The sequence below is a fragment of the Achromobacter sp. PD1 genome (genome assembly GCF_048541815.1).
In the GTDB taxonomy this organism is placed as follows: domain Bacteria; phylum Pseudomonadota; class Gammaproteobacteria; order Burkholderiales; family Burkholderiaceae_B; genus Achromobacter; species Achromobacter bronchisepticus_A.
Map to the genome: position 1 here is coordinate 541,688 of NZ_CP183349.1, position 14,292 is coordinate 555,979.

Sequence of the window (14,292 nt, forward strand, 5' to 3'; positions counted from 1 at the left end):
CTGCTGATCCAGTTCCTGACTGCGGAGACCGTCATGTCCAGTACCCCTGAAAGCCGGATCCAAACGCGTCGCGTGCAAGCCGACGGCCTGAATTTTTTCTATCGCGCAGCGGGCAATCCCGATGCGCCCGTGCTGCTGCTACTGCACGGTTTTCCCAGTTCCTCGCATCAATTCCGCAACCTGATCCCGATTCTGGCCACGCGCTTTCAAGTGATCGCGCCGGACCTGCCCGGCTTCGGTTTCACGGAAGTGCCCGAGGAGCGCGGCTACCGCTATACGTTTGACGACCTGGCCGCGTCGCTCGGCGCATTCGTCGATGCGCTGGGTCTCAAGCGCTATGCGATGTATGTTTTCGACTATGGTGCGCCCGTGGGGCTGCGCCTGGCGCTAGCCCACCCCGAGCGGGTCACCGGCCTGGTTTCGCAGAACGGCAATGCCTATCTCGAAGGCCTGGGCGATGCCTGGGCGCCGGTTCGCGCTTATTGGGCGGAGCCAACCGCCGCCAACCGCCAGGTCATTGCGGATGCCGTGCTGAACCTAGAGGGTACAAAGTGGCAGTACGTGCATGGCGTCGCCAATCCGGACGACGTGGCTCCGGAAAGCTACACGCTCGATGCCGCCTTGCTCGAGCGGCCGGGCAACAAGGAAATCCAGCTCGATCTGTTCCTGGACTACGCCAACAACCTGAAGCGGTATCCGGATTTCCAGGCCTTTTTCCGCGCGGCGAAGATCCCGACGCTGGCGATCTGGGGGCGCCACGATCCGTTCTTCATTCCGCCTGGCGCCGAGGCGTTCAAGCGGGACAATCCGGACGCGCAGGTCGAGCTGCTGGATACCGGGCATTTTGCGCTCGAGACCCATGCGGAGTACATCGGGAGCCGGATTATCGAGGTGTTGGCGCCTTGAGGGATCCCGGAAGCGGCCGCCGAACGCGGCCGATTCATGGCGCGCTTCTTTTGGCGCTCACCGAGCAGCCCGCCGCAGCTGATGGATTCAGGCTACAGTGACCCGTTCATTTGGATCGAGGATGGATAGGGTATGTCGAGCGAAAGCCCGCTTCTTGATGACAACGCGGTGTATAGGACCTTGCTTGAGTCGACCAAGGCAATTCCCTGGAAGATCGATTGGGCCACGAAGCAGTTCGCCTATATCGGCCCGCAGATTGAAACGTTGTTGGGCTGGAAGGCCGACAGCTGGGTGAGCGTGGAGGACTGGGCCATGCGCATGCACCCGGAGGATCGGGACTATGTGGTGAATTTTTGCGTCACCCAATCCCAGGCCGGCGTCGACCACGAGGCGGACTACCGGGCGCTGACCAAGGAAAACGGCTACGTGTGGATCCGCGACGTTGTGCACGTGGTCCGCAACGACAGGGGCGAGGTCGAAGCGCTGATCGGTTTCATGTTCGACATCACCGAACGCAAGAAGACCGAGGAAAAGCTGCTGACCTTGCAGAAGGAATTGGAGGCGCTGTCCTTCAAGGACGGTTTGACGAACATTGCCAACCGGCGTCGCTTCGATAGTGGTTTCGAATTGGAGTGGGAGCGCGCGCGCAGCGAGCGTCAGCCGCTGTCCATGCTGTTGTTCGACGTTGATTTCTTCAAGCAGTACAACGATCTGTATGGCCACACCCAGGGCGACCAATGTCTGGTGGATATCGCCCAGACCTTGAGTCTGGCGCTGGATGGGCCTCGCGATCTGGTTGCGCGCTACGGGGGCGAAGAGTTTGTCGTGCTGCTGCCGGAAGCCGACGCCGAGGTGGCGCGAAAAGTCGCTGAGCGCTGCCAGCGCTTGCTCCAGAAAAAGGCTATCGTGCACGCGCTGTCACCGCATGGCAGGCGCGTCACCGTCAGCATTGGAGCCGGAACGGTGGTGCCAGACGGGAAGATAGACCGCGCTGGCTTCATCGAAGCCGTCGACCAGCAGCTATATGCGGCCAAGAAAAATGGGCGGGACCGCATTGAGCATATGCAGTTGTAGCGCTAGGTCGCGCGCGCAAGGTTTTCTCAGTAACAAGCGCTGAACCTCCCGGGTTCGGCGTCTACACAGGAATTGATTTAATGAGCAGTATTTTTCCAGGCGATCTGTGGGCAGTGGGTGAAGCGCAGATCGAGGGCTTGACGGTCATCGTTCGTTTTCGCACCGGGCTGCCATCGGCGCCTGACCGTCAGATCAATGAAAACCTGGTCATCATCTCGTGGCCGTACCAGGGCATCGAGTCCGGCATGCCCAGTGATGAAGACAAGCAGAGCCACAATAGCTTTGAAGAGGCTATCGAAAAAGGCTTTGAGAACTCCGATATCGGGTTGCAGGTGGCTTGCCTGACGGGGAATCACCACAAAGAATGGCGTTACTACACGCGGGACGTCGAAGCCTTCCTGGATGCGTTCAATGCATGCCTGGCGGGGCATCCGGTCTATCCCATACAACTGCGCATGTACAAGGATCCCGATTGGAATGCCTTGGCGGAATTGCAGCCCCAGGGTTCAGACCAGCTTCACTGATAGGGCTTGGGTGGCGCTTGCGCGCCACGTGCTACGCATACCGCTTGGCGCCCGCCACGCAAATCACCGCCGCCAGCGTCACGACCAGCATCGTCCAGCTGACCTGCTCATGCAGCAGCACGGCAGCCAATCCCAGCCCCATGAACGGCTGGAACAGCTGCAACTGCCCCACCGCCGCAATCCCGCCCTGCGCCAGCCCGCGGTACCAGAACACGAACCCGATGAGCATGCTGAACAGCGACACGTAGGCGAGACCTATCCACGCCGGCGCGCCAACGTGTTCGAACGTGGCCGGCATGGTCAGTAGCGCGATGGGCAGCATGAGGGGCAGGGACAGTACCAGCGCCCAGCTGATGACCTGCCAGCCGCCCAGCTTGCGGGAGAGCTTGGCGCCTTCGGCGTAGCCCAGGCCGCAGACGATGATGGAGGCGAGCATGAGCAGGTCGCCGGTGGGCGAGGCTTGCAGGCCGCCCCAGGCGGCGTAGCCCGCGACGCAGGCGGCGCCGACGATGGAGAACATCCAGAACGGCGGTCGCGGGCGTTCGCCGCCGCGTATCACTGCGAAGATCGCGGTGCTGAGCGGCAGCAGTCCCAGGAAGACGATGGAGTGGGCCGAGGTGACGTGCTGCAGGGCCAGCGCCGTCAGCAGGGGGAAGCCGACCACCACGCCCAGCGCGGTCAGCGCCAGGGAGGGGAGGTCGGACAGGGACGGCCGGCGTTGGCGCAGCAGCATCAGCAGGGCCAGGCCCAAGAGGCCCGCGATGGCGGCGCGCGCGCAGGTCAGGAAAATGGGATCCAGGTCCGCCACGGCGACCCGGGTGGCGGGCAAGGAGCCCGCGAAGATCACCACACCGATAAAACCGTTCACCCAGCCGCTGGTGGCCTTTTGCATCTGAAGCTCCTTGATAGCGGGCTTCAGTACAGCACGGCAGTTGTCCGTAGTCCACGCACAATCCAGTACAATTTCAAGGAACTGTTATGTATAAAGAGCCAGTACGGCGGAGATTTCCATGGCGCGTGGCGGCACCCTAATCAAGCAGGTCATGGGCGAGATCCAGGGGCGGATTGCGGCGCGCACGGCCTTGCCTGGCGCCCGGCTGCCTTCGGTAAGAGTGCAGGCCAAGACGCTGGACGTGTCGGTGTCCACGGTGGTGGAAGCCTACGAGCGGCTGGCGGCCGAGGGCGTGCTGGTGTCGCGTCCCGGCTCCGGCTTTTATGTGGCCGGGCAGGTGGCACCGCTGACGCTGACCGAGATGGGACCGAAGCTGGACCGGGAGGTCGATCCGCTGTGGGTTTCGCGCCAGTCGCTGGCGGCGGACGCGGACAGCTTGCGGCCGGGTTGCGGATGGCTGCCGGTCAGCTGGATGTATGAAGACGGGTTGCGGCGCGCCATGCGCGGCATGGCGCGGGCCGAAACCGCGGAACTGACCGAGTATGGAACGCCGTTGGGCCATGCGCCTTTGAGGCAGTTATTGGCGCGGCGCATGGCGGGCATGGGGATAGAGGCCGGGCCCGAGCAGATCATGCTGACCGATTCGGGAACGCAGTCCATCGACCTGATCCTGCGCTTCCTGCTGGAGCCAGGGGACACGGTGCTGGTGGATGACCCCTGCTATTTCAACTTCCATGCGCTGCTGAAGGCGCATCGCGTCAAGGCGGTGGGAGTGCCGTACACGCCGAACGGGCCGGACCTCGGAGCGTTCGAAGCGGCGCTGCGCGAGCATTCCCCGCGGCTCTACATCACGAACTCCGGCATACACAATCCGACGGGGGCGACCTTGTCGCCCCTGGTTGCGCACCGTCTGTTGAAGCTGGCGGACGATTCCGAGCTGGTGATCGTCGAAGACGATATCTTCGCGGATTTCGAGAACACGCCCGCGCCGCGGCTGGCCGCGTTCGATGGGCTGTCGCGGGTCATACATATCGGCAGCTTCTCGAAGACGGTGTCGGCGTCGGTGCGCTGCGGCTACATCGCGGTGCGGTCCGACTGGGTGGAAAGCCTGACCGACCTGAAAGTCGCCACGACTTTTGGCAGCAGCCGGCTGGCGGCCGACGTCATTTTCAGAACCTTGACGGGCAGCGGCTACCGTCGGCATATGGAGTTGACCCGGCTGCGTCTGGCGCAGCAGATGGACAAGACCGCCGCCAAGCTGCAGAAGCTTGGCATCAAGCCCTGGTTGACGCCCCGGGCGGGCATGTTTCTGTGGTGCCGCCTGCCCGAAGGCAAGGACGCGGCTACCGTGGCCCGCCTGTGCCTGAAGGAAGGGGTGTTGGTGGCGCCGGGGAATGCGTTCAGCCAGTCGCTGGCAGCTGGGGATTTCCTGCGGTTCAACGTTGCGCAGTCCACGGACGAGCGGATATTCACGGTGCTGGCCAAGGCCTTGAACGCCGCTTGATGCGTCCTGTCTATCCCGGTTTGCGGCGCGCCACCGGGGGCTACGCAATCCAGCGGCGCGCGGGCCGCCGGATCGTGCGTACTTGCGACTACAAGTAGGCGAGGGTGATGATGTAGCCCTGGGCATCTTTCTGCCCGGTCTGTCGCGCCTTGAGGGACACGGGCTGCACGTCGACCTGCACGCGGCTGGCGTTTACCCCGTAGCGGTAGGCCGGCTTGCCGGCGGCGCGGGCGCGTTCAGCGTCGCATTCCACGCGCACGGCGACCCGTTTGGGTTGAATCTGCGGCGTGCATGATGCCGCCTCGACGATGGCCCCGTGGAAATAGATGGTTCCATCCGCGGCGTGGGCTGCGGGCAGGACGCTGGACGCGCACAGCAAAAGCAGGGAAAGGCGATATTGGAGCTTGGACATGACAGCAACTCCTTGCGACTGGAAACGGAGGGGATGGCTATGTCTGTCTTCACTTCTTTAACGGCAGCCGGCGGCGAAAGTTAATCGCAAGCCGTTATCGGACCGTGTTCGCTTGGGCGAGCCCATGTATGGCTTGCTGCTGCAGCGCGGGCGCGTCAGTCCGCAGGGCGATATGCGGCCGTGGCGGAACGTTCGCGGCTGGACTGCGTCTTGTGAGGAGAGGGTCGGCTCGCTACGCGAATGCCGGGAGGATTATGGGCGGCATCGTGGGCTCCTTTGATCGCGCCTTGCGGAGCGCGGTGATGGTCAGGGACCAGGAACGGACTGTCGGCCAAGATGAAATGCGTGATTTCATTGTCGCAGGTCGCGGGGAAAAATCAATACCTGGCGCTCGATGCACATGCGATCACTATCTTCCGGATTCTGGCGACGGGGTGTTTCGCCCCGTCTTGAAAGCTTGCTGCAGACGCGTCCGGCGCAGCTTCAGTAAACTCCGGGCTGCCGCGCGGCGTCCACCGCCGCTTTCATGTTCGCTCATCTCCATGACTGCTTCCGACACGACATTCGCCGCCGCGCTTCGTACTCCCGTCACCACAGCCGATGATCTGGACCCGCTGGATCAGTTCTTCCAGCGCCCCGAGGTCAGCGCCTTTCTTGCCAGGGCCCAAGAACCTGGGCAGGCCGACGCCAGTCTGCGGACCTGTGCCGATCTGCTGCCGACGCTGCATCCCGGTCGCGCCGCCGCGTTGGCCTTGATGTGCGGCTCGCTGGTGGAGGACGGCGCCGATCCGGCGGTGCTCTTTGCCGTCCTGCAAGACTTGCTGCGGCAGTGGCTGCGCACCCTGAGTCCGTATTGCGCGCAGGAGGTCGAGGATGACGACGATGAGGTGGAGGAGGCCGACCGACAGGCCTGGCAGGACGCCAGGTCGCGCATGGCCGACGTGCCCGAAGACCGGCGCTGGGAGGTGGAGGCCTTGCACCAGGCGGCGGACCTGCTGGTGCTGCCGATGATGACCATGGTCCTGCGCGATCGCCGCAATCACGCCGCCCTGGTGTCCGACGCGGAATTGATGGCGCTGCTGCATCCCATGGCCACCAGCAACGACAGCCTGCCCTTCGAGAATCTGCATTATCTGTGGCTGGCCTCGCAGCTGGGTTACGAGGATGAACTGGTGGTGCTGCTGCCGGCTTCCATGACGGGTTTCATTGCCAGGGCGCATGCCGTGAACAACAACTTCCACGCATTCACGTTGCTGCAGATCATCATCGGCGAGCATGCGCAGGCGCTGGGCGTGAAGCGAGAGATCGCGCCGCGCGAACCGGATCAGGACGGCGATACCGCTGATTTCCAATGGCTGCAGGCCGACGCCTATGCCAATGGCGCGCTGATCGACGCCATGCGCTACGCGTGGGGCGAGGCGGCGCTGCGCCACAACGCCTCACGCCACGGCAGGCGCGTGCTGATCGCGCTGGAAACGGACGAAGGCATGAAACGCAATTGGTCCGGGTTCAACGGCGCCATGCACGAGGCGCAGCAGCCGTCCATGACATTCACGCGCTATCTCACGCGTGACGAGGTGGCTTCGTACCTGGCTTGAACCGGTGCGGACGGGGCCGCATGCCGAAAGGTATAGTCAAAGGCTCCCCATCCAACAGGAGCGCCACATGCAGACCAATGAAATCCATCGCGGCCGGCTGATCGACCACATCCAGCTGGTGGTGCGGGACCTGGCGGCCAGCCAGCGGTTTTATCAAGCGGTTTTCGATGCGTTGAAGGTACCGATGGGCGGCACGGGCGACGGCTATTTCTGGGCCGACGAACTGTTCGTGTCCACGCCCGACAGCAAGGCCGCGGCGGGGGAACTGACCGGACGCCATCATCTTGCGTTCCAGGCGCAGGACCAGGCCATGGTCGATGCCTTCTACAAGGCGGCGCTGGCCCATGGCGGCAAGGACAACGGCGCGCCGGGTTTCCGGGACTACCACCCGGGGTATTACGGCGCCTTCGTGCTGGATCCGGATGGCAACAACATCGAGGCCGTGTTCCACGGCGAGGCGCGGCGCAGCGCGCCCTCGGTCAAAGTGACGTTCTGAGCCGCGCGCCGTCCCGTGGTCACACCCCCAGATAGGCGCGGCGCAGCCCTTCATCGGCCAGAAGTTCGGCGCCGGGCCCCGACATGACGATCTCGCCGTGTTCCAGCACATAGCCGCGCGCGGCCATGCTGAGCGAGCGGTGCACGTCCTGCTCCACCAGCAGAATGGTGATGCCGCGCGCGTTGATGAGCGGCAGCTTGTCGAAGATGTCCTTGACCATGATGGGTGCCAGTCCGATGGACGGCTCGTCCAGCAGCAGGAGCTTGGGCGAGGTCATCAGCGCGCGGCCGATGGCCAGCATCTGCTGCTCGCCGCCGCTGAACGAGCGGGCGAGCTGGCGGCGGCGTTCTCGCAGGCGCGGGAACAGTTGATAGACCCAGTCCAGGTTGTCGCGGCTGCGGCGCTTGTCGCGCAACACGTCGGCGCCGACCAGCAGATTGTCCTCGACGTCCATGTGGCCGAACAGGCGGCGGCCTTCCATGACCTGGGCCATGCCCAGGCGCGCCACCAGGTGCGCGGGCAGGCCGCTGATGCGCTCGCCCAGGAAGCGGACCTCGCCGGCCAGCGCGGGCAGGGAGCCCATGACGGTGCGGATCAGCGTGCTCTTGCCGGCGCCGTTGGCGCCAACCAGGCTGACGATCTCGCCTTCGCCCACGTGCAGGTCCACGCCGCGCAGCACCTGTACGTCGCCGTAGCCGGCGTCCAATTGACGGATTTCGAGCATCAGGCGGCCTCCCCGAGATAGGCGCGCACCACCTGCGGATCGCGGGCGACCTGCTGCGGCAGACCGTCGGCGATCTTGCGCCCCTGCTGGATGACGACGATGCGGTCGGATAGTTGCATGATGGCTTTCATATTGTGTTCGATCACCAGGACGCTGATGCCGTCGCCGCGCAACGACAGGATCAGCGCCACCATTTCCTCGGTCTCCACCGGCGTCAGGCCCGCCATCACTTCGTCCAGCAGTAGCAGACGAGGCTGGGTAGCCAGGGCCTTTGCGACTTCCAGGCGCTTGCGGCCAGACAGGGTGAGGGTGCGTGCGATTTGGTGCTCGCGTCCGGCCAGGCCGACGCGGGCCAGCACGGCTTGGGCGATTTCCTCGGCCTGGGCTGGCGCGCGGTGGCGCAGGAAGGCGCCGATCATGGCGTTCTCCAGCACCGTCATGTCGCCGAATGGCTTTACGATCTGGAACGTGCGTGCGAGTCCAGCGGCGCAGATGCGCGCCGGGTCCTGGCCGTTGATGCGGGCGCCGTTGAAGCGGATGTCGCCGCTGCTGGGCGGCACGAAGCCGGAGGCCATGGCGAACAGCGTGGTCTTGCCGGCGCCGTTGGGACCGATCAGGCCGACGATCTCGTCGGCGCCGACGGCGAAGCTGACCTCGTCGGAGGCTCGTACGCCGCCGAAATTGCGGCTGACATTATGGAATTCGAGCAGGTTCATCGCGTGCTTCCCATTGCGGGGCCGGCCGCCTTGGCAGGCGCGGCGGAGGCGCGCACAGGCGCTTTGCCGCGGCGGGACAGTATCGCCATCAGTCCTCGCGGCTCCCAGCGGATAACGATCATCAGCAAGAGGCCGTACAGCATCATGTCGGCCCCCACCATGCCCCCGGTCAGCGAGCGCGCCAGTTCTTCGCCAGGCAACAACAGCAGCGCGCCCAGCACCGGCCCCCAGAGCGTGCCGCGTCCGCCGATGATGCAGACCACGGCAATGACGACGCTGAGATTGGCGCCGAACACCTTGTCCGGGCTGATGTAGAGCACGAACTGTGCATAGAAGGTGCCGCCCAGTGCCGTCATGGCCGCGCTCAGCATGGCCGCGGTGAGCTTGTAGCGCCGCACGGGCACGCCCAGCGCCATTGCCGCGTCCTGGTCGTTGCGCACGGCCGTCAGGCAGTAGCCGAAACGGCTGCGCAGCACGTGGCGGTTGATCAGCAACGCGGCGATGGTGAAGGCCAGCGCCACAATGTAGTAATAGGCCTTGCCGGTATGCTGGAAGTACAGCGGCGCGTCGCGCAGCAAAGTAACCTCCATGCCGCGCGGCCCGCCCAGCAGGGTGTCGGCGTTTTCCACCAGGGTCTTGAGCACCATGCATGAGGCGATCGTGGCCAGCGCGAAGTAGGCGCCGCGCAATTGCAGGCAGGACAACCCCACGATCAGCGCCGCTCCCATGGCCACGGCGGCGCCGGCCCACATGCCTAGCCAGGGGCTGATGCCCAGGTTCACGAACAGCCAGGTCGAGGTATAGGCGCCCAGCCCGAAGTACGCGGCATGGCCCAGCGAGAGCTGGCCGGCAATGCCGCCCAGGATGTTCCACGACAGCGCCAGATAGGCGTACAGCAGCGTCATGGCGCCTACCGACAGCAGGTATTGGTTGCCGCTGGCCAGCGGCAGCAGCGCCAACAGGCCCAGCGCGGCGATGCCGGCGGCCGAAGTCTTTGTGGTCTTGGCCATTATTCGTTCTCCACGCCGAACAGCCCGCTGGGCCGGAAATACATGGTGGCGAGAAACAGCAGGAAGATGAGCGCCTCGGCGTAAGTGATGGGAATCAGCTGGCTGCCGACCGATTCCAGCACGCCGACCAGGATGCCGCCCCAGAACGCGCCGGCCACCGAACCGATGCCGCCCAGCACGACGATGACGAAGGCGCGCAGGCCGAAGATGTCGCCGACGAAGGGGTTGACCGGATAGAGCGGCAGCAGCAGCGCGCCGGCCGCGCCCAGCACCAGCAGGCCGATGGCGAACGACAGCCGGTAGACGCGGGCGCTGTCTATGCCTAACACGCTGGCGGCTTCGCGGTCCTGACCGGTGGCGCGGATGGCGCGGCCGGTGCGCGTGTGACGCAGGAACAGCACCAGGGCTGCCGTGATCAGGCAGGCGAAGAACAGGCCGGCGATCTGCGGATAGGTAAAGATCAGGTCGCCGGGCATCCAGACCTCGTTGGCCCAGGGCGCGTCGATGGTGCGGCTGTCGGGACCGGCCAGCGCCAGGAAGGCGTTGTCCAGGAAGATCCACAGGCCGGTGGTGAAGATCAGCACGCCGATCGGCTCGCGCGAGTTTTCCTTGCGGTAGATGCCGTCGAGCAGCCAGCGCTGGCAGGCATAGCCGACGACGAACAGCGCCGCCGCCGTGAGCGGCATGGCGGCCAGCGGGTGCAGGCCGAAATGGCTGGTGAGCGCGAAGCAGACGTACATGGACATCATCAGAAAGGCGCCGTGGGCGAAATTGATGATCTTCATGACGCCGAACTGCAGGCTGAGGCCTAGCGCGATCAGGCCGTAGACGGCACCGCTGGCGATACCGCCCAGCAGCGCCTGGAGTAGGGTATTGGTCAAGGGGAAGCTCCTAGCGATAACGGGGCGCCAGCGCCACGCGCGGGGCGTGGCGCGGCGGCGCCGGGTCGGTCAGGGCTGGGCGGCGGGCCAGACCATCTTGTAGGACTTGGAAGCCAGGTTTTCCGGCCACACGGTGCGGTACTGGCCGTCGGGCGTGATCTGCTGCATGACGTAGCGCTTCTCGGGGTTCTGGCCCTTGGCGTCGATCACGATGTCATAGCCCACCAGCTTGTTCAGGTCAGTGCCTTGCATCCTGGTCTGGGCCAGGGCGTCGCGGATGGCCTCGGGATCGGCGCGACCGGCGCGCTCCAGCGCGTCCTTGATGACCCAGACCGCGGCGTAGGCGCTGACCGACAGTTCGTTGGGATCGACCTTGTAGGCGGCGACGAAATCGTCCCAGAACTTCTGGGCGAACGGCGTGGTGATGGACGACTCGTAGCCGGCCCAGCCGTTGGTGGTGTAGACATTGCCGGCGATTTCCTTGCCGACCAGCGGAATGAAGGTGCTGTCGATCTGGCCGGCCGCGCTGCCGACGTAGGTCGAGCCGACCCGCATTTGCGCCAGCAGCTTGTGCAGTTGCACCGCGTCGGCGCCATAGGAGGTTACGGTGACGACATCAGGCTTCTTGCCCTTGATCTTCAGCACCAGCGGACGCAGGTCGGGCGAGTTGGGCGGGTATCCCTCGTCCAGCACCAGATCGATGCCGGCTGCCTTGAACTTGGCGCGCAGCGTGTTGGCCATGTCCTGGCCCCAATCGGTGTTCTCATAGACCATGGCGACGGTCTTGGCCGGCTTGCCGGTGGTCTTGCCCGCGTATTGAATGAAGTCGGCCATGCTCTCGGCATTGCCCGAGGCCGGGATCTGCGTGGGACGGAATACGTACTTGAAGCCGCGCTCGGTGATGTCGGCCTTGGCAGCCAGGTCCACTACCCACGGCACTCGATTCTTTTCCGCGACGGCCGTGGCGGGGAAGGTCACGCCGCTTTGGAACGCGCCCAGCAGCACCGGGGTCTTCTCGCGGGTAATCAGGCGTTCGACCTCGGTCATGGCGACCTTGGCGTCGCCCCGGGTGTCCACTTCGACCAGTTGCAATTGCGCCCCGCCCAGCGCCTTGATGCCGCCGGCGTCGTTGATGTGCTTGACGGCCAGATGCGTGGCGCGCGACATATCCTTGCCGATGGAGGCTGTGGCGCTGCCCGATAGCGGAATCAGATAGCCGATCTTCACCGGGTCGGCGGCCATGGCGGCGCCGTGGACCAGCAGGGTGGCGCCGGCGGCGGCGAAGAGATGCCGCAGGACGGAGGGGCGATAGGGAAAGCTCGTGCTCATGAGAATTTGTCTCCAGTATTTTTTGTGATTAGTGTGTGCCGCGTTGGCGTCAGTCTGGCGGCCCCGCGCCCAGAGCCGCGTGCGTCGCGCGCACCAGGCGGTGCGCGCGTTCATCGAGCAGCACGGTGCGGCCCATGCGGTTCATGGTGTAGGCAAAGGAAAGCCGGCGCTGCGGCCAGGCGAAAGCCAACGATCCGCCGGCGCCCGTGTGGCCGTAGGCCTCGCTGCCGAAGCAGGCGCTGTCCAGGCCCTGTGCACGGTTGTCCATCTGGCGCATGAAGCCGCTGGCGTAGCGCGTAGGCACGCGCAGGCAGGCGTCGTCGTCCGTGCGCGCCGACAGGGCGGTGGCCGCGGCCAGCGTGTCCTCGCGCAGCAGGCGCACGCCGCCGCGCGCGCCGCCCAGCGCCAGCGTGCCGTACAGGCGGGCCAGACTGCGCGCATTGCCGATTCCGCCCGCCGCGCACAGCCCGGCTGCACGGCCCGCGCGGCTGTTGAAGCCGGAAGGGCGCCAGCCGCCGGTATTCTTGGCGTATAGCGCGGTGGGGCTTGCGGGCTCATCCTTCAGTGACTGTTCGAAGGGACTGAACGGCGCTTGCGGCGCCGGCGGCGGCACGATGGGCGCTACCCGCGCTTCCTCGGTTGCCGGCAGGCCTATCCAGAAGTCCAGGTCCAGCGGCTGCGCGATATGGCGGCGGAAAAACTCGCCAGGCATGCAGCCGCCCAGCCTGCGCACCAGTTCGCCGACCAGCCAGCCGTAGGTCAGGCCGTGGTAAGCCACCCGTTCGCCCGGGATCCAGAAAGGCGCGGCGGCGGCCAGCCGGCCAGCCATGCCTTCCCAGTCGAAGGCGGCGTCCGCGGGCAAGGGTTCACGCAGCGCGGGCAAGCCTGCGGTGTGGTTGAGCAGCATGCGCGGGGTGGTGCCGGCCTTGCCCGCTGCGGCGTATTCGGGCCAGTAGCGGATGACAGGCGCGTCCAGGTCCAGTTCGCCGGCTTCGGCCAGCATGTGGGCGCAGAGCGCCGTGGCTGGCTTGGTGTTGGAGAACACGATACAGACGGTGTCGCGTTGCCAGGGCCGGCTGTGGTCCGTGTCGGTCCATCCGGCCCACAGGTCGACCACCGGATTGCCGTCGACCTCGATGGCGACGGATGCGCCCAGCTCGCCGCCGTCCTGGAAGTTGCGCGCGAACGCGGCGCGTACCGGTTCGAAGGCGGGATCGCAGTAGCCGTGGATGGCCGGGGGCGCGGTTGCTGGCGCCTGGGGCAAGGTCGCGGCGCCCATGTCAGCGCGTCAACGGCGCGCGTGCGCCGTAGCCCAGCAGATAGCGCGCATCGTGGGACAACGCGGCCGCGACGCCTGCGGGCAGGGTGCTGGTGAAGTCGGCGAAGCCGCGCAGCCAGGACACGTTGTAGTTGCAGAGTATGGCGCGGCGCTCGCGGTCGGTATGGTTCGGGCCGGAGCGGTGCCAGGTATTGGACAGCCAGATGGCGACCGAGCCGGCAGGCGCGGTCAGCGTGACCTCGCCGTCCAGCGGGCCGCTGCCCCAGGGCGGCGACTTGCGCAGCTTGTGGCTGCGCGGCATGACGCGCGTGGCGCCATTGTCGGCGGTGAAGTCGTCCAGCATCCAGACGTTCTGCAGCGTCAGCGGAAACTCCGGCAGCGGCTCGGCGATCTGGCCCAGCGGCGCGTCCACGTGCCAGGCGCCGCCGCCCGTGCCGGGGCCGATGCTGGTGGCCTGGAAGTCGTGCAGGTTGCAGTCCTGGCCCATTACGCTGCGCACCATCGGCAGCACCACCGGGTGCTCGATCAGCGGGATCATGTCGGGCGCCTTGTTCAGCAGGTTCCAGACGCGTTGCGACTTGTCGTCGTCGAACAGGGTGGGCAAGTGCAGGAAGTTCTTCGACACTTTGTTGATGGGTACCGGCCAGCGCGTGTTTTCGTTGTCGCGGCGGTACTGGTGCACGCGCGCCACCATGCGCTGCGCTTCCATGTCGCTCACCGTGTAGTGGCGCTTATAGTAGGCCAGGATGTCGTCATCGTCTTCGTGCCGTTCGTCGTCCAGCGGGAACGGATCGGCGCGTTCGGCGGCCATCAGGCTGGCGACGCGCTCGCGCGCCTGTTCCAGTTGCGCGGCGTCCAGCACGTTTTCAATGACGGCGTAACCTTCTTCGGCGAGCTGGCGTTGCAGCGCCTGCAGATCGAGTTGCTTCATGTTCCTCCCCTTGTGT

15 protein-coding genes are annotated in these 14,292 nt (G+C 65.5%); 6 read left to right on the forward strand and 9 right to left on the reverse strand.

The window, feature by feature from the left end; all coding sequences use genetic code 11:
• Positions 1-33: 33 nt before the first annotated feature.
• From ACM1PE_RS02520 to ACM1PE_RS02530, 3 genes are all read left to right on the forward strand, one after another.
• Positions 34-906, forward strand: a complete 873-nt coding sequence (locus ACM1PE_RS02520; protein WP_118931792.1) for an alpha/beta fold hydrolase — start codon at positions 34-36, stop codon at positions 904-906.
• Positions 907-1,038: 132 nt separating this feature from the next.
• Entirely contained in the window at positions 1,039-1,980 is a 942-nt protein-coding gene (locus tag ACM1PE_RS02525; RefSeq protein ID WP_059375169.1) for a sensor domain-containing diguanylate cyclase, read from the forward strand.
• An 80-nt stretch (positions 1,981-2,060) separates the two neighbouring features.
• On the forward strand, positions 2,061-2,504 hold the full coding sequence (locus ACM1PE_RS02530) for a DUF695 domain-containing protein (RefSeq protein ID WP_419342508.1): 444 nt from the start codon (positions 2,061-2,063) through the stop codon (positions 2,502-2,504).
• 31 nt (positions 2,505-2,535) lie between these two features.
• On the opposite strand, the gene ACM1PE_RS02535 is transcribed toward ACM1PE_RS02530, so the two are convergent.
• Positions 2,536-3,396 carry a DMT family transporter gene (locus ACM1PE_RS02535; protein WP_118931794.1) on the reverse strand — a complete coding sequence of 287 codons (861 nt, stop codon included), beginning with the start codon at positions 3,394-3,396 and terminating at the stop codon, positions 2,536-2,538.
• A gap of 118 nt (positions 3,397-3,514) precedes the next feature.
• Between ACM1PE_RS02535 and ACM1PE_RS02540 the strand changes: the two genes are divergently transcribed.
• Positions 3,515-4,900, forward strand: a complete 1,386-nt coding sequence (locus ACM1PE_RS02540) for a PLP-dependent aminotransferase family protein (RefSeq protein WP_280016097.1) — start codon at positions 3,515-3,517, stop codon at positions 4,898-4,900.
• Positions 4,901-4,988: 88 nt separating this feature from the next.
• Here ACM1PE_RS02540 and ACM1PE_RS02545 read toward each other — a convergent pair whose 3' ends face one another.
• On the reverse strand, positions 4,989-5,312 hold the full coding sequence (locus ACM1PE_RS02545) for a hypothetical protein (protein WP_059375158.1): 324 nt from the start codon (positions 5,310-5,312) through the stop codon (positions 4,989-4,991).
• A 542-nt stretch (positions 5,313-5,854) separates the two neighbouring features.
• On the opposite strand from ACM1PE_RS02545, the gene ACM1PE_RS02550 reads away from it, so the two are divergent.
• On the forward strand, positions 5,855-6,910 hold the full coding sequence (locus ACM1PE_RS02550; protein WP_419342509.1) for a hypothetical protein: 1,056 nt from the start codon (positions 5,855-5,857) through the stop codon (positions 6,908-6,910).
• Between the two features lie 67 nt (positions 6,911-6,977).
• The gene (locus ACM1PE_RS02555; RefSeq protein ID WP_419342510.1) at positions 6,978-7,406 is read left to right on the forward strand and encodes a VOC family protein; all 429 of its coding nucleotides are present in this window, start codon (positions 6,978-6,980) and stop codon (positions 7,404-7,406) included.
• A 19-nt stretch (positions 7,407-7,425) separates the two neighbouring features.
• Here the strand turns inward: ACM1PE_RS02555 and ACM1PE_RS02560 are convergent, their stop codons facing one another.
• The 7 genes from ACM1PE_RS02560 to ACM1PE_RS02590 form a co-directional block, all read right to left on the reverse strand.
• The gene (locus ACM1PE_RS02560; protein ID WP_059375149.1) at positions 7,426-8,130 is read right to left on the reverse strand and encodes an ABC transporter ATP-binding protein; all 705 of its coding nucleotides are present in this window, start codon (positions 8,128-8,130) and stop codon (positions 7,426-7,428) included.
• A complete protein-coding gene (locus ACM1PE_RS02565) occupies positions 8,130-8,846 on the reverse strand; it encodes an ABC transporter ATP-binding protein (RefSeq protein WP_059375147.1) in 717 nt (238 codons plus the stop codon). The genes ACM1PE_RS02560 and ACM1PE_RS02565 overlap by 1 nt, the downstream gene beginning before the upstream one ends.
• Complete coding sequence (locus ACM1PE_RS02570; protein WP_419342511.1) at positions 8,843-9,856, reverse strand: branched-chain amino acid ABC transporter permease; 1,014 nt, start codon at positions 9,854-9,856, stop codon at positions 8,843-8,845. The genes ACM1PE_RS02565 and ACM1PE_RS02570 overlap by 4 nt, the downstream gene beginning before the upstream one ends.
• Positions 9,856-10,737 carry a branched-chain amino acid ABC transporter permease gene (locus ACM1PE_RS02575; protein WP_059375141.1) on the reverse strand — a complete coding sequence of 294 codons (882 nt, stop codon included), beginning with the start codon at positions 10,735-10,737 and terminating at the stop codon, positions 9,856-9,858. Before ACM1PE_RS02575 ends, ACM1PE_RS02570 begins: the two co-directional genes overlap by 1 nt.
• A 69-nt stretch (positions 10,738-10,806) precedes the next feature.
• Entirely contained in the window at positions 10,807-12,066 is a 1,260-nt protein-coding gene (locus ACM1PE_RS02580; protein ID WP_059375137.1) for an ABC transporter substrate-binding protein, read from the reverse strand.
• Between the two features lie 49 nt (positions 12,067-12,115).
• Positions 12,116-13,345, reverse strand: a complete 1,230-nt coding sequence (locus ACM1PE_RS02585) for a serine hydrolase domain-containing protein (protein ID WP_419342512.1) — start codon at positions 13,343-13,345, stop codon at positions 12,116-12,118.
• Between the two features lies 1 nt (position 13,346).
• Positions 13,347-14,276: a phytanoyl-CoA dioxygenase family protein gene (locus ACM1PE_RS02590; RefSeq protein ID WP_059375132.1), complete on the reverse strand. Its 930-nt coding sequence runs from the start codon at positions 14,274-14,276 to the stop codon at positions 13,347-13,349.
• Positions 14,277-14,292 lie beyond the last annotated feature (16 nt).

What these genes read in the sequence shown, in the direction of transcription:
- ACM1PE_RS02520 (WP_118931792.1), top strand. Translation starts at nt 34, where the DNA reads ATGTCCAGTACCCCTGAAAGCCGGATCCAAACGCGTCGCGTGCAAGCC.
- ACM1PE_RS02525 (WP_059375169.1), top strand. Translation starts at nt 1,039, where the DNA reads ATGTCGAGCGAAAGCCCGCTTCTTGATGACAACGCGGTGTATAGGACC.
- ACM1PE_RS02530 (WP_419342508.1), top strand. Translation starts at nt 2,061, where the DNA reads ATGAGCAGTATTTTTCCAGGCGATCTGTGGGCAGTGGGTGAAGCGCAG.
- ACM1PE_RS02535 (WP_118931794.1), bottom strand. Translation starts at nt 3,396, where the DNA reads ATGCAAAAGGCCACCAGCGGCTGGGTGAACGGTTTTATCGGTGTGGTG.
- ACM1PE_RS02540 (WP_280016097.1), top strand. Translation starts at nt 3,515, where the DNA reads ATGGCGCGTGGCGGCACCCTAATCAAGCAGGTCATGGGCGAGATCCAG.
- ACM1PE_RS02545 (WP_059375158.1), bottom strand. Translation starts at nt 5,312, where the DNA reads ATGTCCAAGCTCCAATATCGCCTTTCCCTGCTTTTGCTGTGCGCGTCC.
- ACM1PE_RS02550 (WP_419342509.1), top strand. Translation starts at nt 5,855, where the DNA reads ATGACTGCTTCCGACACGACATTCGCCGCCGCGCTTCGTACTCCCGTC.
- ACM1PE_RS02555 (WP_419342510.1), top strand. Translation starts at nt 6,978, where the DNA reads ATGCAGACCAATGAAATCCATCGCGGCCGGCTGATCGACCACATCCAG.
- ACM1PE_RS02560 (WP_059375149.1), bottom strand. Translation starts at nt 8,130, where the DNA reads ATGCTCGAAATCCGTCAATTGGACGCCGGCTACGGCGACGTACAGGTG.
- ACM1PE_RS02565 (WP_059375147.1), bottom strand. Translation starts at nt 8,846, where the DNA reads ATGAACCTGCTCGAATTCCATAATGTCAGCCGCAATTTCGGCGGCGTA.
- ACM1PE_RS02570 (WP_419342511.1), bottom strand. Translation starts at nt 9,856, where the DNA reads ATGGCCAAGACCACAAAGACTTCGGCCGCCGGCATCGCCGCGCTGGGC.
- ACM1PE_RS02580 (WP_059375137.1), bottom strand. Translation starts at nt 12,066, where the DNA reads ATGAGCACGAGCTTTCCCTATCGCCCCTCCGTCCTGCGGCATCTCTTC.
- ACM1PE_RS02585 (WP_419342512.1), bottom strand. Translation starts at nt 13,345, where the DNA reads ATGGGCGCCGCGACCTTGCCCCAGGCGCCAGCAACCGCGCCCCCGGCC.
- ACM1PE_RS02590 (WP_059375132.1), bottom strand. Translation starts at nt 14,276, where the DNA reads ATGAAGCAACTCGATCTGCAGGCGCTGCAACGCCAGCTCGCCGAAGAA.